Consider the following 17685-nt stretch of genomic DNA (forward strand, 5'->3'; position numbering starts at 1 on the left):
TATGGCACAGGCACAACGGCTCGCGGGCTATGGTCTAGACGTTTTGAAGAAGCTGTTTAGAATGAAATAGCCCTGTTCTCAATTACCTCCCCTTTGCCGCCCTATCGCTCCCAGAAACACCCGGTAAAAATCGGAATTCGCCTTTAATAGTAGACCATGAAATTGTGCTGCTGCCTTCCGCTTCCACCTTGGGAATCTTAAGACAAAACTACAATGACAGACAACCCCCAACTCGGACTTTAGCAATGCTCGCCGATCCAGTTTTTAGCGCTGACGATGAACGAGTCAGAACCCAGTCTAATAGCGCCAATCCCCAAGCAATAGAATCAGTAAATCTCGGTTTAAGTCGCTCCCAAGGGGACAATAACGTACAGTTTGACCGTTTAAAATTCACTCGCCAAGAAGCTCAAATCATTCAAGCGTTAGTACCAGCTAATTCTCGCACTCAATCCTTGGATTTTGCAGCCAGCCGCGCCGCAGCAACCAGTCAGAACTTAAGCCAATATAAAATCATTCATTTTGCCACTCACGGTTTAGCGAATAGCACTAACCCGGAACTATCGGGAATCATCTTGTCACTGGTAGATGAAAAGGGCAATCCCTTAAACGGATTTCTGCGACTTACTGATATTTTCAATCTGAAGTTAGCAGCAAATTTAGTAGTGTTAAGTGCGTGTCAAACCGGATTAGGGCAGAACATTCAAGGCGAGGGTATGGTAGGATTAACGCGGGGATTTATGTATGCTGGCGCTCAGCGAGTTGTGGTGAGTTTATGGAATGTGGATGATGAAGGAACGGCTACATTAATGTCGAGTTTCTATCAGGGAATGCTGCAAAAAGGGTTAACCCCAGCGGCAGCATTGAGGGCGGCACAACTGGAAATGTGGAAGCAGGAAGAGTGGCGTTCTCCTTATTATTGGGCGGCTTTTACGCTTCAGGGGGAATGGCGATAAATTTTAGGGAAAAAACCAGCATTAATTCCCATTCCGGGCGAGTGTAAGTCTGGCGAGAACCATTGGTAACAAGTTAAGCTAAGAAAGCATTTGTCAATCAGCAATTCTGCTCAACATTTACTCGGATTTTGGGCATAAAACTGAGATTTGGGCGATCGAGGAATCATGCCGAGGGTGATATTTATACCTACTCCCTCTCAAATCGTAAATTTTCCACTCCTAAAAAAGCAGTTTTTTTGAGTAATATTACTGATTGACAAATGCAATTAAGTCTTAACTTGTCACCAATGGGTGAGAACTTTTTGCGGTGAATCTGGATACCAAAAAAAAGCGGCTCCGCTTGTCGCAGAACCGCCCTCACAGAGGATGAAAAATCAAAACTTAACGCACAGCGCCCTGTACTGAAGGTGATTCAATTGTTTTCATGAAGTACAGCTTCACTAATTGCCAGCCGTTCGACAGATACAAAGGCAATTTTTGGAAGAACTGCAAGAATTTCGGAGTATTAGAAGCAACAATTGCTGTCAACTGCTGATTGTTCTTGAGGCAAATATCCAGCCGTTCGTAAAACTCTGGGTTGTTCACGTCCAGCATCACGGGGAATACGCGGCCTGCAGTTTCGTTGGTCTTTTTAATCACTTCAATGTCGTATTCGCGAGCATCAAGACCGAGCGATCGATAAAAACCACCGCGCTGGATATCATTGAGATACATTGTCGCGAACACCGACAGCAAGAAGAAACGGCACCAAAGCTTAGCGCGCCAATCATTCAACATCTGAGGCTGAGATCTCATCACCGCATCGAAGAAATCTCCGTGGCGGTTTTCATCCTGGCACCAATTTTCAAAGAATCGGAAAATCGGATAAATCTGGTCTTCAGGATGGGCTTTTAAGTGCTGATAAATCGTGATGTAGCGCCAATAACCGATCTTTTCCGACAAGTAAGTCGCGTAGAAAATAAACTTCGGCTTAAAGAATGTGTAACTGCGGCTCTTTGTCAAGAAACCCAAATCCAGGGACAAATTAAAGTCCGAGAGAGCTTTGTTGAGGAAACCGGCGTGCCGCGCTTCGTCGCGGGACATCAGGTTGAAACCCTCGGCCAGCACGGGATTTTTTCCTTTGAGCCTGCGTCCCAATTCTTTGTAAAGCAAGAACCCAGAAAACTCAGCGGTGCAGGAACGTTCCAGGAATTCAATGAACAACTGGCGCTTTTCGCCGTCGATGTGTTCCCAAGATTGATCGAACTCGGCATCCCGCACGAAGTGGTTTTTGTTGTAGTCAACGCGGAACTCTTGGATAATTGCTTCTAGTTCGGCTTCATTTACCGAGATGTCCATTTTGGCCATCTCGTCAAAATCTGTTGTGTAAAATCTCGGCGTGAGAATAGTTTCTTTGGCTGGGGCTTTCACTCCCGGCCGCAGTTCTTCAAAAGTGGGTTTTTTGAGGGAATCTACCATATTTTTATTGGATTTCTGCTTATAACTACTCGCTTGTTTCAATTGTCGGGTACTGCGGGCGATCGCGCTCGTGTATGTCCGGCCAGCGCTGGCGGCGCGCTTGGTTTGGCGCTCCGTGTGGAATCCAGGTCTAAGCTGCTGTAATTTCCACGCCCTCCAGTTTACCAAGCTCTCGCCCGCCGAAATATGTTGCTGGCGTTAAGAATTGCTACGCAAAATTACTCACTGGGCATGGGCATGGGGCATGGGGCATTGGGCATTGGGCATGGGGCATTGGGGAATTGGTAGTAAATAACCAATAACTTCGGACAATTCACAAATATCTGCTGGTGTCAAGCTGTTTAAACACCCGATAGAAAGTACAAAATGTATAGAGGGACTCCAATTCTTAGAATAATCAGGCAGGACGGTCAGAAAATGAGCAATTTAGGTGTTAGTTACCTTTTATGGGCAGCTTGTTTTTTCGGCCCCTTCGGACTCCACCGCCTCTACAACGGCAAGATTGGTACGGGTTTGCTGTGGCTGTTTACCTTTGGTTTGTTTGGGTTTGGGCAATTGTTTGACTTGCTGCTGCTGCCGAACATGGTGGACGAACACAATGCCAGTCTCAGGGGCAAACTCGGCGTATCTCGCGAAGGTATACCACTATATCCCAGCAGCGGGGCGATCGCCGCGACATATCCCAAGCCAACTCCAGACCAGTTAGGGGTTAAACTCCTGAAGGCAGCTTATACCAAGAACGGAAGATTATCTGTCACCCAAGGGGTGATGGCAACCGGCGCTACTTTTGCCGAAGTGGAAGAGGCTTTCACGGCAATGCTCAAAACGGGTTATGTGAGTATCGAGAACGATGCCGTAACTGGCGTCGTGATCTACCACTTTCACGAACTTTAGCTGCTGCGGGTGCGTTACCTAGGGGATTTTGTCTATTTTTCCAGAAGCTAATCGCTGACGCACCCTACTACTTGATATTGCTGACCGAGCAGTTGTTGCGGTTTTTCGAGTAAGCATTGCCGGCAAAATCGGCTAGAATGTTTGTTTGTCTATATAAGCAAGCAGAAAGTATTTAGCGTCATGGCAGTCCCTAAGAAGAAAACCTCCAAATCCAAGAAGAATATGCGTAAGGCCACATGGAAGCGCAAAGCTGTAGTGGCAGCTCAGAAAGCTCTGTCTCTGGGCAAATCTGTTCTGACTGGGCGTTCCAACAGCTTCGTGTATCCCGGCAATGAAGAAGAGGAGGAAGAATAGAAACGGAATACCGGGCATGGGGCGAACCCGATGCCCGATCGATCAATCCTTTTTTGCTGTTGGTAAAATCAGCATGGCATCGCCAAAGGAATAAAAGCGGTACTGATGCTCGATCGCTTCTCGGTACAAATCCAACAGCCGAGGCCTTCCAATCATCGCACTTACCATCATCATCAAAGTAGAGCGGGGCAAGTGAAAATTGGTAATCATCCCCTCTACAACCCGCCACTTGTAACCAGGGTAGATAAACAAATTGGTCGGGCCGCAAAAAGGTTGCAAGGAAAAATCGCCACTCGCGGCGGCGGCTCCCTCTAAAGCTCGCACTGCTGTTGTACCCACGGCAATAATCCGCCCGCCTCGGGCTTGAGTTTCCCGGATTTTCTCAACGGTGGCGGGAGGTACTTCCACCCATTCGCCGTGCATTTTGTGAGCCGTCACGTCTGCCACCTCCACCGGGCGAAACGTCCCTACTCCGACGTGTAAGGTGACAAAAGTTTTTTCGATTCCCCGCTGTTCCAAGCGGCTGAACAATTCTTCGGTGAAGTGCAGTCCTGCTGTGGGGGCAGCCACGGCCCCAAGCCGATCGGCATAAATAGTCTGGTACTGTTCCGCTGAAGCTTGGGAATTTTCGATGTAGGGCGGCAGAGGTACGTGACCGTATTCGTCCAAAAACTTCGCCAGATTCTCATCTGTGGGGATGTCAAACTCCAACAGCCGTCCCCCTGTTGCGTCGTCCCTCTCTATAACTGTTGCAGTCAATCGACGACGATCGGGCATCGTGGCATCGGGAAGGCAACAGCAAGGGGCTGTGGTCGAGTCCTCACAGGCAGGGGCGATGGGATCAAACTCAATTTTTGCTCCCAACTTTAAGCGTTTCCCCGGTTTAACCAAAGCCAGCCAACAGTTGTGCTGCCGTTCTTCCATCAACAATATCTCCACAGCCGGGCCGTTGGGTTTGTGCCCGTAGAGCCTCGCTGGCAGCACGCGGGTGTTGTTGAGTACCAGCAAGTCGCCCGGTTGCAGCAAATCTGGCAAATCCCGGAAAATCCGGTGTTGCTGGCTGCTGGGAGAATCTACAGCCAGCAAGCGAGAACTGTCCCTCGGCACTACGGGATTTTGGGCAATGCGCGAGGGCGGAAGTTCGTAGTCGTAGCCGTCCAAAGACCAGTCAAGCTCTGTCATCAAGTGAATTCCTGTGCGATCGATCTGTCAACTGGGTAACAAATTGGGTAAAAACCCCCATCCAAAGTCGGGTGCTTTTCCCCTTGTGGTGGCGGGTATAGCCCGCGAGGATAGAGGTATAGCATCAGCTTTGCTCATAAGGATCGTTATGGAATACCTCTACTACATCGCCAATACTAGCCTTACTCTGAGAGTCGTGGATTACCTACGCACGGCTCATCATCTTCCCTTGCAATTTATCACTGTTATTCACCAAATAGACGGCTGGGTGGTAAAGGTGAAAATGAGCCAATATTTAACACCCGAAATGCACGGGGATTTTCGGGCTTTTATGAACGAACTCGGGATTCCTTACGATCCTGAAATTCGCTTGCAAATGGCGCTTTGGAGTTTGGAAACCGGACAGTCGCCGCTGAGCGTGATGCGCCGCTACCAGGTGGCAGTGGTTTGTCACGGCAGCCCTGACCGCAAAGAAATTGAAGCGTTTCGCCAGCAGTTTGTCAAGGGTCTGGGATATTGCCCGGAAACTCTGGCCTAGATTGCTACGCATATAAATTAACTGGGATGATAGAACAGGAGAGGGAGAGAAGGGAAAAGCGGGAGAAGATTTAACGCTTTTTTCGGCTCCGTTAAAGCTCAAGAGAGAAATGCGCGACTGCCTAGGCAAGTTAACAATTAAAAATTACCTAGTGGCATTGCTTTGAGATTTTACCCTCTAACTTTTAATTATATATTTTTAATTGCTAAAAGCCGAGCGAATGTATTCTTGCAGGGTGAGTCGGTAGTTTCCTGCAACGGCGGATTGAGAGTGCGCTGCTGTTAATGGTGGTAATATTTGCTTAGTGTTTTGTTGTGAAGGTTCGCACCTGACTAAAGCGACATCAAAGCGACAATAATTATTGGCTAAATCTGGATGAGTGCTTAAAAATATTTCTGCTGTTTGCCAAAGTTTGGCTTGTTTTGTGGTAGTAACAGCCAACATTCCACCAGCATCCCAATTTCCCCGGCGGCGAGTTTTTACCTCTACAAATGCTAATGTTTGGGAATGGGGAATGGGGAATGGGGAATTTTCGTTACCTCTGTTGATTTCGCTTTCTTCATCTCTTCCGAGGGCGATGATGTCAATCTCTCCCCAGCGACAGTGCCACTGCCGGTGCAGGATTTCCCAACCTTGCTGCTGCAACCACTCGGCGACTAAGTTTTCTCCCAATGTGCCGATATCCCTAGAGTTTGGGGATTGGGGGGAATTGGAGTCAGCCGTCGCTAACGGGCGATTCCCTACGGGATAGCTACGCTTGACGCTCTTTCTGGTAGAATTCAATTCTGAACTGTCACGACTGCCCATTAGCTTGAACTTGTATGATGATTTCTCGAATTCGCCAACATATTTATACTTTCTTGCTGAGTTTTGTTATTTTAGCAGTAATTGCCGCTGGGGCGATCGGCATTAATCCCGCACCTGCTTTCGCTTTGGATCACGACAAAGAAATCCTAGTCGGCGCTGATTTTACTGGCCAAGTTCTGACTGACGACAGCTTTAATAAAGCCAATCTTCGCAACAGCAATTTTACTAATGCAGATTTGCGAGGTGTCAGCTTTTTTGCTGCCAATATGGAAGAGGCAAATTTAGAAGGTGCTAATTTCACGGGTGCGACTTTAGATTTAGCTCGCATGATGAAAGCAAATTTAACTAATGCTATCCTTGAGGGTGCTTTCGCTTACAATACCAGGCTGGAAGGAGCTATTATTGACGGTGCTGATTTTACAGAGACACTGCTGCGAGACGATATGATAGAAAAACTTTGTAAAGTGGCAAAAGGTACTAATCCCGTGACGGGTAGAGATACTCGCGAAACTCTTTTTTGCGACTATTAAAAGGCTAATTAAACCAAACTTACCCCGCGTGCGGGGTAAGTTCCATGTAAACCCTCTGGCAGTAGGGCGATCGGGTTTGCTCCACGGCCCGATACATGACTACAATATCAGCGAAACCCCCAGCCAATAGAAGGCTTTATATGGTTTTTGGTCAAAGCAAATCTCAGGACGCTGAGCACAATGGCGAAATCCAGGTTAACGAGTCGATAGTCCCAGCACTGCCAGATTCGGATACTGAGCCCATTAACGCTCCAGTGTCGCTTTCGAGCGCTAACCTCGTGAAATTAGAATTAGATTTGTAATTTGTATTAAGAGTGAGGAAAATGGGTTTCGATATTTTAATCCAGCAAACAGAGAAAGGTAGAGGCGTTTTTGCCAGCCGAGGCTTCCGTAAAGGTGAGACCGTGGTGGTTGGACGGCGAGTCGAGATCCTGCCACAAAGAACTACTCACTCCCTTCAGATGGACTTTGACCTGCATATAGAATTAGATGAACCGGGACAATTGATCAATCATTCTTGTAGCCCAAACACAGGGGTGAGGAATAATCAATTCGGAGCCTACGATTTCGTGGCATTGGTTGATATTCCTTCTGGAAGTGAGATTACATTCGACTACGAGACAACAGAGTATATTTCCATTGCCATTCCAGAATGTTGTTGTGGCTCCCCTGAATGTCGATCGAAGCTCCTTGGATATAAATTTCTCCCTGACGAAATCAGGAAAAAGTATGGTGAGTTTATCGCCGATTACCTCAGAGTAACCGCACCTTAAACGGAACTTCCCCCGCGTGCTCTTAAAGTTCCTAGTATTGCCCCCATCAGTCGGGCGATCGCTTGTGCCCGTTACGTAAGCTCTATAGCAATCCTCGCATCAGTTTCAATAACTGGTTAACTTCCAAGCTCTGCCTGGGAACCGATGTCCAGAGGCTCTGCCTCGGCCCAGACTATGGAGGCAGAGCCTCCGGATATGCGTTACCAGGCAGAGCCTGGTAACGAGTATAATCATTTAGGATTGCTATATATAGTATTAAGCTCTGGTGTTTAAAGGTCAAGCTGAATATGCAGACGTTTATCTTCTTCTTACTTGCTGCCCTGGGAGAAATCTCTGGCTGCTATGCCTTTTGGGCGTGGTTGAGACTTGGCAAAAGCATATTTTGGATTATCCCAGGTATCTTAGCCCTGATGAGCTACGCTTTTTCTCTAGCCAAGGTAGATACCTCAAATGCTGGTAGGGCATACGCTGCCTACGGCGGGTTTTACATCCTCTTATCCCTGTTCTTGTTGTGGCTAGTTGAAGGTGTTAAGCCGGATAAGTGGGACTTGCTTGGCGTTACATTCTCTCTAGTGGGAACAATCGTGATCTTGTTCAGCCCACATCGCCAATAACAGACTGACAAACTAATTAAAGACTTAGGGATAAAAAACCTAAATATACGACTTTAATATTAGACTCACGGCTTTAGTCCTTAACTCCTAAAAATTCCCACTCCAAGGTACAGATGTTAAATCGTAAAAATTAACTTGACGCAGCCGCTCTAATTCCTTGAGCCATTCTTGTTCGGCACAGAATAGTTGGTGATATTCTATAGCCTCTTCGCCACTGCTAGCGGCCTTGGCTTTTTCCCACATATTGAGTGCAATCCGGCGGCGCTTCATGCTGATAATTTGCTCGATACAGGCGAGGGCAGATCTAATTACTAGAGGTGCGCGATAAACGTTTCTTTCTGAAAACTCATTTAAGTGAAATAAATGCGAGATTTGATTGAGTTGATTCGGATACTCAATGAAGCTATCTTGCAATTTCAATATTAACTCAGAAGGCGCTACTTGTAAAGACATTTTGTGCAATATTTCTGCATTCACAATCTGGTGCCACAAAAATCTGTGGTGAGAAAGGCTAAACTGTACGTCTCTAGCTTCTATTGCTTCTCTGACATCTTGGCGATATTCGGGACAGTGCAAATAAATCTGCAATAATTGCGCTTCTGCTTCTTCTAAAAGACTGCGGGCTACGGCAGATAAGCTGGATTTTGAGTTTTTGTTTTCGCCACTTGCACGCTGCTTTTTATAGTGTTTGTTCGGCTTCAGTTTGTTTCTAATTAACAGGGGCATTGTCAAAGATTCGTCTTGACTCTGCCGCTTTGCCCAATCGCTGACTACTTGGCTTAGCAAGTTTTCAGCAATCATTTTTGTGAGTCTAAAATCTCCTTTACTGAGAATTTCGGCGCATTTTTGCAGGTAATGTGCTAGCTGATTGTCGTCAGTAATATTGGTTAATAAATTAATGATTTTTTTTGTAACTTGCTGGGAAGTATCGGCTTGCTTCAAATCTTGATTGACGAGCATTTGTTGCAATTGCCAGTCGAGCCACAACGGAGCATTTTCAAGCAATTCTCGATATTGTTCTGGGGAGTAGGTTTTGAGATATTCGTCGGCATCTTTGCCGTCGGGAATGTTGAGCACCCGCAGTTGCACTTCTCCTTGATAAGCGAGTTTTTCTATTTCTCCAATCGCGCGTTCTGCTGCTTGAGTTCCTGCTTTGTCGGCGTCGAAGTTGAGGATAATTTGTTTGGAGTCCGTGTAGCGCAATAACTGCCGCACTTGGTTTAAACTTAAGGCTGTACCAAGGGAAGCGACGGCGTTGGAGATGCCGGCGGCCTGAAGTGCGATCGCGTCAAAATACCCCTCTACAACCACTGCGCGATCGGCTTTGCTAATGGCTATTTTGGCTGTATCTAAGGCAAATAAAGTTTTGCCTTTATCGAAGAGTTCTGTTTCGGGAGAATTGAGGTATTTCGGCTGTTCGTCGCCGAGAGCTCTGCCGCCGAAACCGATGACTCTGCCTTGGGTATCGCGAATGGGAATCATAATGCGATTGCGGAAGCGATCGTAATAACCGCTGCCGCCATTTTTTCGGGGTACAATTAATCCAGCTTGTTCTACTAATTGCGCCGGATAGTTTTTCTGTTCTACTAAATAACTGTAAAGTGCTTCCCAACCTTGGGGTGCATAACCTAATTGAAATTGTTGGATAGTTTCTTCGCTTAGCTGGCGCTCTGATTTGAGATATGCTAAGGGTTCTTCTCCTTGGGGTTGTCGCAAAGCGTGTTCGTAAAAGTTAGCTGTTAGTGCTGAGATTTCATAGAGTTGTTCCCGCAGAGAAATTTGCCGCTGCAATTCTTGTCGGTGTTCTGGTTCGACAGTTTTGACGGGGACTTGATAATTTTTAGCTAATTCTAATACTACTTCGCTGAAAGGGCGTTTCTCCAATTCCATGAGGAACTTAAAAGCATTGCCGCCTGCACCGCAGCCGAAACAATAATACATTTGTTTGCCGGGACTGACAGTAAAGCTGGGAGATTTTTCGTCGTGAAAGGGACACAAGCCTACGAATTCTTTACCGCGTTTACGCAAGACGACGCGACCGGAAATAACGTCTACTATGTCGGCTCTTTGTTTGACTTCTTCGATTGTTTCTGGATGCAGCCGGGGAACTTGCATAGGGCTATTTTAGGCAAATTGAAATTATGTTTATTTTGAGCGATCGCACTTTAGTAAAGTACAGAACTGACTTTCAGGAATTGCACAGAAAAAATCAAGCGTTCCGGTTTTTTGTACCAGGGCTGATCGCTGCTAATATGTGTTTTCTTAAAAAGCCAGGTTTCTCCGTAAGGCATAACTTTATTGTAAGATATTTACACTAACTGTAAGGAGCATCGAAAATAATGCGAATTTTAATGATGGGCGGTACTCGGTTTATCGGGGTTTATCTTACTAAGATTTTAGCAGCACAAGGGCATGAAGTGGTGTTGTTTAACCGGGGCAACAAGCCTGTACCGGTTGCGGGCGTAAAACAGATTCAGGGCGATCGCACAAATGTCGAACAACTAAAAGAAAAGTTATCGACGGTCGAGTTTGACGCGGTTTTTGACAACAACGGCCGCGAACTCAGCGATACAAAGCCTTTAGCTGAAATATTTAAAGGGCGGGTGCAGCACTTTGTTTACATGAGCTCTGCGGGGGTTTATTTGAAGTCGGATCAAATGCCTCATATTGAAGGGGACGCTACTGATCCTAAAAGCCGGCATTTGGGTAAATGCGAAACCGAAAATTACTTGGCCGAGTCCGGTTTGCCTTGGACTTCGATTCGCCCAACTTACATTTACGGCCCCCAAAATTATAACGATTTAGAGGCTTGGTTTTTCGATCGAATTGCGCGCGATCGACCGATTCCGATTCCCGGTAACGGAATGCACTTCACGCAGTTGGGGCACTGTCAGGATTTGGCTAAAGCAATGGCGGCGGTTTTGGGGAACGAAAGGGCTCGAGGGCAAATTTACAACGTTTCCGGCGATCGATTTGTCACCTTTGACGGTTTAGCCCGCGCCTGCATTCAAGCGGCAGGCAAATCCCCTGATGCTATTAAGATTGTACACTACGATCCGAAACAATTTGACTTCGGCAAAAAGAAAGCTTTTCCGATGAGATTACAGCACTTTTTCGCTTCAGTTAATAAAGCTGTCACCGATCTTAACTGGCAGCCGGAATTTGACTTAGTTTCTGGATTAAAAGATTCTTTTCAGAATGATTATGTAGTTTCGGGGCGGGACAAAGCTGAGATAGATTTTTCAGTCGATGACGAGATTTTGAAAGCCGTTTGAAGTTAAGTTATAGTGGGAGCATCTCAATAGCAAAAATCTAGCACCCGCCCTAACCCTCCCCTTAGTAAGGGGAGGGAACAAGAAACATACCAAACAGACTGTCACAGTAAGGTTTGCAGCCGTGTTAATTCCAAATCTCTAAGGAGAAAAATAACATGAGATTTATCAATCCCAAAATAGATTTTGCATTCAAGAAAATATTTGGCTCCAGCCAAAGTACAGAGATTTTGATTAGTTTCTTAAATGCCATACTCTATGAAGAAGAATCGATCATTAAAAGCTTAGAAATCCTCGATCCTTATCTTGGCCCTCAAGTAGCCGGAGCTAAAAATAGTTACTTAGATGTCAAAGCGCTACTTAATGACGGCACATTTGTGATTATTGAAATGCAAGTTTTGAAGGTACAGGCATTTGGCAAGCGAGTTTTGTACAATGCAGCAAAAACCTATGCACTCCAATTAACAAGGGGAGAACTATACAAGCAATTGCGACCTGTGATTGCTTTGACTATCACTGATTTTGAAATGTTTCGCGGCGAGCAAGATGTGATTTCGCATTTTGTCTTCAAAGAAAGAAATCGCTTGTCTGATTATCTACAAAATGACATTGAGTTAGTATTTGTAGAGTTGCCAAAATTTAAGAAAGAATTGGATCGACTGGAAACTCTTACGGACAAGTGGATTTACTTTATCAAAACTACTGGCACTTTGGATGAAGTACCTCAAACAATGGTCACAGTCCCGGAAATTCAGAAAGCCTTTGAAATTGCCAATCAAGTTAGTTTGACACAGGAGGAATTTAACATATTACAACAGCAAGAGTTTTTTGCTCAAGATCAAGAGGGTTCAGTGGCTTTAGGTCGGGAAGAAGGCAGGGAAGAAGGCAGACAAGAAGGCAGACAAGAAGGACAAGTAGGGTTAATTATGCGTTTGCTAAGTCGCCGTTTAGGTCAAATAAACCCCGATATTGAAAACCGCATTCAGCAGTTGTCGATTGACAAATTAGAGAATATTGCAGAAGCCATGTTAGATTTTTCTAATGCCGAAGATTTAACAGCTTGGTTGGAAGCTAATTCTCCAAAAGACTAGGAATATTAGGTAAATCTCATGCTTGGAATCACACTCGGCAATCGCTACAGTATTATCCGTCACTTGGGAGGCGGCGGATTTGCTCAAACTTATTTAGCTGAAGATAAGCAGCTACCAGGCAATCACCTCTGCGTCGTCAAGCAGCTTAAACCTCAAGCAACTGATCCGCAAACTCTACAGGTAGCCAGACGTTTATTCGATACCGAAGCACAAGTTTTGTACAAATTGGGAAATCACGATCGCATTCCCCGACTTTTTGCTTTTTTTGAAGAGAACCAAGAGTTTTACCTAGTTCAAGAATTTATAGAAGGTCACGATTTAAGTCAAGAAATTACGCCCGCTTCTCATGGGAATGCGGGAGTCATGCAGGAAGATCAAGTTATTTGTATATTGCAAGAACTTCTGGAAATTTTAGATTTTGTACACCAGCAAAATGTGATTCACCGCGATGTCAATCCCCGCAATATCCTCCGCAGAGATAGAGACGGAAAATTAGTTTTAATTGACTTCGGCGCCGTCAAAGAAATTACTACTCAAATCACCACGTCTCAGCCCAAAAATAGCTTGAGTGTCAGCATTGGTACTCCCGGTTATATGCCCAGCGAACAAGCTCACGGCAACCCGAAACTCAGCAGCGATATTTATGCCGCAGGTGCGATCGCAATTCAGTTTCTCACCGGCATAAATCCTCACCAAATGCCCAAAAATCCCGATACAGAGGAAATTATTTGGCAGGACAAAACATCCGTCAGTCCTGAATTTGCAAACATTTTAGATAAGATGGTAAAGTACGATTTTCGGCAACGTTATTCTAGTGCAGGCGAAACGCTGCAAGCTATTAAAGAATTGAAAAATTCTTTCAGCGGTACAGTTCCTGTATTGCCTCCGGTTGCTGCTGCGAATAAGACTGTAAAATCCCGAAAAAAACTGTATTTAAAAATATTGTCGATCGCGAGTTTGATTGGCATCAGTATTATAGCATCTATTTATGGTGTAAACACTTTTAATTCTGCCAATGCAACTGACCTTTACAACCGAGGCAATACTCTTTACAATTTAAGCCGATTTGAAGAAGCTCTTGCCGCTTACGATCGAGCAATAAATCTCAGGCCAGAGTACGCGGAAGTTTGGCAGGAAAAAGCCAAAACTTTGTACGAATTGAAAAAATATCAAGAATCGCAGTCAGCTTATGATAAAGCCATAGAATTAAAGCCGGAATACTTGGAAGCTTGGACGGGACGCGGTTATGCTTTGGAGAAGTTGCAACAGTCTCAAGAGGCGATCGCATCTTTTGATAACGCTTTGAAAATCCAGCCCGACTATGCCGCCGCCTGGGAAGGCAGAGGCGATAGTCTGTTAGATTCGCAGCGGTACGAAGAAGCGATCGCATCCTACGAAAAAGCGGTACAGTTTCAGCCCAATTTGTACGGTGCTTGGTACAATCGGGGACAAGCTTATCAAAAATTAAAACAGTACGATCGAGCCGTAGAATCCTATGAAAAAGCAGTTGAAATTAAATTCGATAATTCTGAAGCTTGGTATAATTTAGGCAATGTTTTCCTCGAATTAAACAAAAACCAAGAAGCTTTTGAAGCCTACGAAAAAGCCGTGCGGTTTCAGCCCAATTTTTATCAAGGCTGGTACAGCAAAGGCATCGCTTTGCTGAAAATGCGCCGACATGAAGAAGCGGTAGAAGCTTACGAAAAAGCTGTCAAATTAAAACCTGATTATTATCAAGCATGGTACAATTTAGGTTGGTCATATCACGAATTACGCAGGTACGAACAAGCAATTGAGTGTTACAGCAGAGCCTTAGATTTAAACCCGAAAGAATCTCAAGCGTGGTACAATAGAGGCAATGCTCAGTACAATTTGCAGCGGTACGAAGATGCGCTAGTCTCTTACAATGAAGCCGTCTATGTCAAGCCTGACTACTCGGAAGCCTGGTACAGTCGTGGCAATGCACTTGTGGCGGTAAAAAGATACGAAGACGCGATCGCCTCCTATGACAAAGCAATTCGCTACAAACCGGATTACCGAGCGGCGATAGAAGCAAAAAAGCGGGCAGAAAGTCAGCTAGGAAGAAGCCCGCTAGAATCCGAACAACAACAATAATTGTTATTAGTTCCCTTAAGCGGACTTTGTTTGACAAGAAGCAATTTTAGCCAACTTTTATCTTTTAGCGAACAGCGGGAGCAATTACGGTAACTCGGCGGCTGTCTACTAACATCGGCCAAAAACCTCGATCGCTCAATGTTTTTACTGCTGCAGTAGCGGCGTTTTGATCCGTTGTATAAGCGACGAATAAAAAGGGACGCTGGCCGTAGGAAGCTAAGCCTACTTGCGTGCCTAATGCTTCCCTGACTTGGGCGGCTAATTCCGGTTGGTTGAAGTAATCGACTAACACTGCATAACCGGGGCCCAGGGGTTGGGGATTGAAGGCAAGATTGCCCGTTGCAGGATTGGTGATTGGTTCAGAACCTGGTGCTGGCTGAGGGTTGTAGACTGGCAAATTCTGGGGTAGTGCCGCTGCGGGCGATCGTACTACGTAAGCTTGCAATCCGACAACATCTTCGATGTATTTAACCCAATCGCTGGCGATTTGCGAGTCGCGAAAGCCACCAACTCGCGTCACCGTGTCATTGATGTACCGACAAACTGTGTTGTTAGTATTTCCAGGGAAAGAGCGTTTTGCTCTTTCTTGCTGTTCGGGTGTTCGGGTGACAATTAACAGTAGATATTCATCGGACTGGGGCGGTTGGCAGCTCGATTGAGCTTTAACAGAACTCGATAAAATTGTCAAGGCAAAAATGGCTATCGAAGTAGCAGAAAATAGGGGTAAAGACAAAATAAATTTGTACAGTTTACCCCTAATTGTTGTTAGTTCTTTTGTCTGGTATTTTGCTATTTTGTTCATGCTGTCTGTAGGGATGCAAGGGCATCGGGAATAGTTGGTGATGGTGCTTGAAATTCACCTGTCAGTACATATTCTAATCGCAGTTTTAACCAAGTGATGAAGACAGGATCGGTAGAAATAATAGCGGCGGCTGGCTGAGGGCATTTTGCTTTAACTTCTGCCATTGTCGGTGATTCTAGAAAAGCGGGCTGTTTGACCAACCAGAAGTCTATTTGTTTTTCTTGTTCGTTGTAGTTGCGAGTTCTTTCTTTAAACACTTCATCTAGGGCTTCTTCTTCTAGCAAAAAGCGTTGGCTGGCTAAAACGTAGTAGTAGGTTTGCATTTTTCTCGGTTGTTAGGGGTTGACGGTTAGCGGTTAATGCCGCCTGTATCTGCCAGTTTTGCTGGTCAGGGGCGGGTTTGCTCAGTTGCGGTTGTTGGAGAGTTCTAGACTCTTGTGCCGTTTACTTTACCTTATTTGTTGTCATCTTGGGTAGATGCAGAGCAAGTCGCCTCAGAAAAATCTTTTGTGGTGAGAGTTGAGGGAGTTGTGAGAGTTGCGAGAGTGGCTGGTTTTTTGGGGATTTGGGCGATTATTTTTCCGGCTGGTGATTTGCGGGAAAATTTAGGTGACAATAGGAAATTAGATGGAATTGCAGGTTGAACAATTACCAATTATTGAGACAATCTGGGGGCTGTTAAACCTGATTGGGAGTGGTTTGCATATGAAAATACTTCAGACAGTTTTTGATTGCCAACCGTAAAAAAGGCTTTCATGACGATTCGGCGATCGAGCTGCCTGCGTTACAATCAAGGGTTTGTGGCTACTACCTAAAAACTGTCCTGACTATTGTATTGAAATGTAAAATGTGTGGATTGATTTGCTCTGACCGAAATAGCGATCGCCCCGCTGTCACTTCCCCCATCCCACCAAAAGCGATCGCCCTCCGCCCCTGCTCAAATAAGCTCAACAAATCAGCTAAATTTGTTGCCCAGGGAATGCAGCCAAAGGCTAAACTAATCTAAGTTTTACCATAAAATTTTCTCCCCGTTCATGAACATCGCTTATTTAGTCAACCAATATCCCAAAGTCAGCCACAGCTTTGTCCGCAGAGAAGTCCTAGCGGTTGAAAATTGCGGCATGAAAGTCGCACGATTTTCGATCCGATCCTGCGAATCAGAACTCGTTGATGAGGCCGACAAACTAGAGCAACAATTGACTAAAGTAATCTTAGGAGTTGGTGTACAGGGGTTAGCGTGGGGTTTGCTGCGCGTTGCCGCAACTAGACCAATTCGATTCATCGAAGCTGTGCGGTTAATGTTCAAAGTTGGCTGGCACTCGGAACGGGGGATTTTGCTGCATCTAGCTTATTTAGCAGAAGCTTGCATTCTTTTAAATTGGTTTGCAGAATCGGGTATCGCACACGTTCACGCTCACTTCGGGACAAATTCCACAACAGTCGCAATGCTGTGCCGCGTGCTGGGCGGCCCGACTTACAGTTTCACGGTTCACGGCCCTGAAGAATTTGATAAAGCGACTCTTCTTTCCTTAGACGAAAAAATTAAACGATCGACCTTTGTAGCAGCAGTTAGTTCCTTCGGTAAAAGTCAGCTTTTTCGGTGGTGCGATCGCACTTTTTGGTCAAAAATTCACGTCATACACTGCGGCGTAGATGCTGCATTTTTAGCTGCACCCTACGTCCCCATACCCGCAGCACCACGCTTAGCTTGCATTGGCCGCCTCAGCGAACAAAAAGGTCATTTGTTATTGCTAGAAGCTGCTAGCAAGTTAGCAGTTCAAGGCTTAGAGTTTAAGTTGGTACTCGTAGGAGACGGGCCGCTGCGATCGGATATTGAGAAGCAGATTCAGCAACTCGGCCTGCAAAACCATATAGAAATTACCGGCTGGGCCAGTGGCGATCGAGTTCAGCAAGAGATTTTAGCTTCACGGGCAATGGTATTGCCTAGTTTTGCTGAAGGTTTGCCCGTCGTAATTATGGAAGCCCTCGCTCTCAATCGGCCCGTAATTAGCACTTATGTTGCTGGCATCCCGGAACTCGTAGAACCCGGTGTTTGCGGTTGGTTAGTTCCTCCCGGTTCCGCAGAAGCATTAGCCGTAGCGATGCGCGCGGTATTGGAAGCACCTGTAGAAAAGCTAGAACAAATGGGGAAAATAGGAGCCGAGAGAGTAGCTCAACAACACAATGTTGATTTAGAAGCAAAAAAATTAGTGGCGCTGTTTGAGAGTGCTTGAGAATGGTGCAAAACCTATTGATTAACTGACATCTTGCATCATTATTAATAAGTCTTTCAAGGGCAGGC

General features: G+C 45.6%; 17 protein-coding genes and 1 pseudogene. 12 read left to right on the forward strand and 6 right to left on the reverse strand.

Annotated features, from left to right (window positions below; all coding sequences use genetic code 11):
- Positions 1–86: 86 nt before the first annotated feature.
- Positions 87–953, forward strand: a pseudogene (locus QUB44_RS16860) (CHAT domain-containing protein); the annotation flags it as partial.
- A gap of 381 nt (positions 954–1334) precedes the next feature.
- Here QUB44_RS16860 and acsF read toward each other — a convergent pair.
- A complete protein-coding gene (gene acsF / locus QUB44_RS16865) occupies positions 1335–2411 on the reverse strand; it encodes a magnesium-protoporphyrin IX monomethyl ester (oxidative) cyclase (RefSeq protein WP_333369540.1) in 1077 nt (358 codons plus the stop codon).
- 417 nt (positions 2412–2828) lie between these two features.
- On the opposite strand from acsF, the gene QUB44_RS16870 reads away from it, so the two are divergent.
- Both QUB44_RS16870 and rpmF read left to right on the forward strand, forming a co-directional pair.
- Positions 2829–3305 (forward strand): TM2 domain-containing protein, encoded by a 477-nt coding sequence (locus tag QUB44_RS16870; protein ID WP_333218866.1) that lies wholly within the window; start codon positions 2829–2831, stop codon positions 3303–3305.
- 180 nt (positions 3306–3485) lie between these two features.
- The gene (rpmF, locus tag QUB44_RS16875) at positions 3486–3659 is read left to right on the forward strand and encodes a 50S ribosomal protein L32 (RefSeq protein WP_006632406.1); all 174 of its coding nucleotides are present in this window, start codon (positions 3486–3488) and stop codon (positions 3657–3659) included.
- A 42-nt stretch (positions 3660–3701) separates the two neighbouring features.
- Here rpmF and queA read toward each other — a convergent pair whose 3' ends face one another.
- Positions 3702–4841: a tRNA preQ1(34) S-adenosylmethionine ribosyltransferase-isomerase QueA gene (queA, locus tag QUB44_RS16880; RefSeq protein ID WP_333369466.1), complete on the reverse strand. Its 1140-nt coding sequence runs from the start codon at positions 4839–4841 to the stop codon at positions 3702–3704.
- A gap of 148 nt (positions 4842–4989) precedes the next feature.
- On the opposite strand from queA, the gene QUB44_RS16885 reads away from it, so the two are divergent.
- On the forward strand, positions 4990–5379 hold the full coding sequence (locus QUB44_RS16885; RefSeq protein WP_006632408.1) for a hypothetical protein: 390 nt from the start codon (positions 4990–4992) through the stop codon (positions 5377–5379).
- Between the two features lie 198 nt (positions 5380–5577).
- On the opposite strand, the gene QUB44_RS16890 is transcribed toward QUB44_RS16885, so the two are convergent.
- Entirely contained in the window at positions 5578–6186 is a 609-nt protein-coding gene (locus QUB44_RS16890) for a YraN family protein (RefSeq protein WP_333369469.1), read from the reverse strand.
- 14 nt (positions 6187–6200) lie between these two features.
- Here QUB44_RS16890 and QUB44_RS16895 point away from each other — a divergent pair, with 14 nt between their 5' ends.
- From QUB44_RS16895 to QUB44_RS16905, 3 genes are all read left to right on the forward strand, one after another.
- The gene (locus tag QUB44_RS16895) at positions 6201–6716 is read left to right on the forward strand and encodes a pentapeptide repeat-containing protein (protein WP_333042425.1); all 516 of its coding nucleotides are present in this window, start codon (positions 6201–6203) and stop codon (positions 6714–6716) included.
- Between the two features lie 323 nt (positions 6717–7039).
- A complete protein-coding gene (locus QUB44_RS16900; RefSeq protein ID WP_333369471.1) occupies positions 7040–7489 on the forward strand; it encodes an SET domain-containing protein-lysine N-methyltransferase in 450 nt (149 codons plus the stop codon).
- 287 nt (positions 7490–7776) lie between these two features.
- Complete coding sequence (locus QUB44_RS16905) at positions 7777–8103, forward strand: YnfA family protein (RefSeq protein WP_333369473.1); 327 nt, start codon at positions 7777–7779, stop codon at positions 8101–8103.
- Positions 8104–8190: 87 nt separating this feature from the next.
- Here QUB44_RS16905 and dnaG read toward each other — a convergent pair whose 3' ends face one another.
- A complete protein-coding gene (gene dnaG / locus QUB44_RS16910) occupies positions 8191–10218 on the reverse strand; it encodes a DNA primase (protein ID WP_333369475.1) in 2028 nt (675 codons plus the stop codon).
- A gap of 224 nt (positions 10219–10442) precedes the next feature.
- On the opposite strand from dnaG, the gene QUB44_RS16915 reads away from it, so the two are divergent.
- The 3 genes from QUB44_RS16915 to QUB44_RS16925 all read left to right on the forward strand — a co-directional run bounded on the left by QUB44_RS16915 (position 10443) and on the right by QUB44_RS16925 (position 14581).
- Positions 10443–11378: an NAD-dependent epimerase/dehydratase family protein gene (locus QUB44_RS16915; RefSeq protein ID WP_333369477.1), complete on the forward strand. Its 936-nt coding sequence runs from the start codon at positions 10443–10445 to the stop codon at positions 11376–11378.
- A gap of 155 nt (positions 11379–11533) precedes the next feature.
- Positions 11534–12466 (forward strand): Rpn family recombination-promoting nuclease/putative transposase, encoded by a 933-nt coding sequence (locus QUB44_RS16920; protein WP_333369479.1) that lies wholly within the window; start codon positions 11534–11536, stop codon positions 12464–12466.
- 18 nt (positions 12467–12484) lie between these two features.
- Positions 12485–14581, forward strand: a complete 2097-nt coding sequence (locus tag QUB44_RS16925) for a tetratricopeptide repeat protein (protein ID WP_333369481.1) — start codon at positions 12485–12487, stop codon at positions 14579–14581.
- Between the two features lie 64 nt (positions 14582–14645).
- Here the strand turns inward: QUB44_RS16925 and QUB44_RS16930 are convergent, their stop codons facing one another.
- Both QUB44_RS16930 and QUB44_RS16935 read right to left on the reverse strand, forming a co-directional pair.
- Entirely contained in the window at positions 14646–15383 is a 738-nt protein-coding gene (locus tag QUB44_RS16930; RefSeq protein ID WP_333369483.1) for a hypothetical protein, read from the reverse strand.
- Complete coding sequence (locus tag QUB44_RS16935; RefSeq protein ID WP_333369485.1) at positions 15380–15706, reverse strand: MgPME-cyclase complex family protein; 327 nt, start codon at positions 15704–15706, stop codon at positions 15380–15382. The genes QUB44_RS16930 and QUB44_RS16935 overlap by 4 nt, the downstream gene beginning before the upstream one ends.
- A gap of 114 nt (positions 15707–15820) precedes the next feature.
- Between QUB44_RS16935 and QUB44_RS16940 the strand changes: the two genes are divergently transcribed.
- Together QUB44_RS16940 and QUB44_RS16945 are read left to right on the forward strand one after the other, a co-directional pair.
- On the forward strand, positions 15821–16027 hold the full coding sequence (locus tag QUB44_RS16940; protein WP_333369487.1) for a hypothetical protein: 207 nt from the start codon (positions 15821–15823) through the stop codon (positions 16025–16027).
- A gap of 390 nt (positions 16028–16417) precedes the next feature.
- Positions 16418–17617 (forward strand): glycosyltransferase, encoded by a 1200-nt coding sequence (locus QUB44_RS16945; RefSeq protein ID WP_333369489.1) that lies wholly within the window; start codon positions 16418–16420, stop codon positions 17615–17617.
- Positions 17618–17685 lie beyond the last annotated feature (68 nt).

Source organism: Microcoleus sp. AT3-D2 (genome assembly GCF_036705715.1).
Taxonomy (GTDB): Bacteria; Cyanobacteriota; Cyanobacteriia; order Cyanobacteriales; family Microcoleaceae; genus Microcoleus.

Bases quoted from the DNA above. Each gene is read 5' to 3' on its own strand.
- QUB44_RS16925 (WP_333369481.1), top strand. From the start codon at position 12,485: ATGCTTGGAATCACACTCGGCAATCGCTACAGTATTATCCGTCACTTG.
- QUB44_RS16895 (WP_333042425.1), top strand. From the start codon at position 6,201: ATGATGATTTCTCGAATTCGCCAACATATTTATACTTTCTTGCTGAGT.
- QUB44_RS16885 (WP_006632408.1), top strand. From the start codon at position 4,990: ATGGAATACCTCTACTACATCGCCAATACTAGCCTTACTCTGAGAGTC.
- QUB44_RS16935 (WP_333369485.1), bottom strand. From the start codon at position 15,706: ATGCAAACCTACTACTACGTTTTAGCCAGCCAACGCTTTTTGCTAGAA.
- QUB44_RS16905 (WP_333369473.1), top strand. From the start codon at position 7,777: ATGCAGACGTTTATCTTCTTCTTACTTGCTGCCCTGGGAGAAATCTCT.
- QUB44_RS16870 (WP_333218866.1), top strand. From the start codon at position 2,829: ATGAGCAATTTAGGTGTTAGTTACCTTTTATGGGCAGCTTGTTTTTTC.
- QUB44_RS16920 (WP_333369479.1), top strand. From the start codon at position 11,534: ATGAGATTTATCAATCCCAAAATAGATTTTGCATTCAAGAAAATATTT.
- queA (WP_333369466.1), bottom strand. From the start codon at position 4,841: ATGACAGAGCTTGACTGGTCTTTGGACGGCTACGACTACGAACTTCCG.
- QUB44_RS16930 (WP_333369483.1), bottom strand. From the start codon at position 15,383: ATGAACAAAATAGCAAAATACCAGACAAAAGAACTAACAACAATTAGG.
- QUB44_RS16890 (WP_333369469.1), bottom strand. From the start codon at position 6,186: ATGGGCAGTCGTGACAGTTCAGAATTGAATTCTACCAGAAAGAGCGTC.
- QUB44_RS16900 (WP_333369471.1), top strand. From the start codon at position 7,040: ATGGGTTTCGATATTTTAATCCAGCAAACAGAGAAAGGTAGAGGCGTT.
- QUB44_RS16915 (WP_333369477.1), top strand. From the start codon at position 10,443: ATGCGAATTTTAATGATGGGCGGTACTCGGTTTATCGGGGTTTATCTT.
- acsF (WP_333369540.1), bottom strand. From the start codon at position 2,411: ATGGTAGATTCCCTCAAAAAACCCACTTTTGAAGAACTGCGGCCGGGA.
- dnaG (WP_333369475.1), bottom strand. From the start codon at position 10,218: ATGCAAGTTCCCCGGCTGCATCCAGAAACAATCGAAGAAGTCAAACAA.
- QUB44_RS16945 (WP_333369489.1), top strand. From the start codon at position 16,418: ATGAACATCGCTTATTTAGTCAACCAATATCCCAAAGTCAGCCACAGC.
- rpmF (WP_006632406.1), top strand. From the start codon at position 3,486: ATGGCAGTCCCTAAGAAGAAAACCTCCAAATCCAAGAAGAATATGCGT.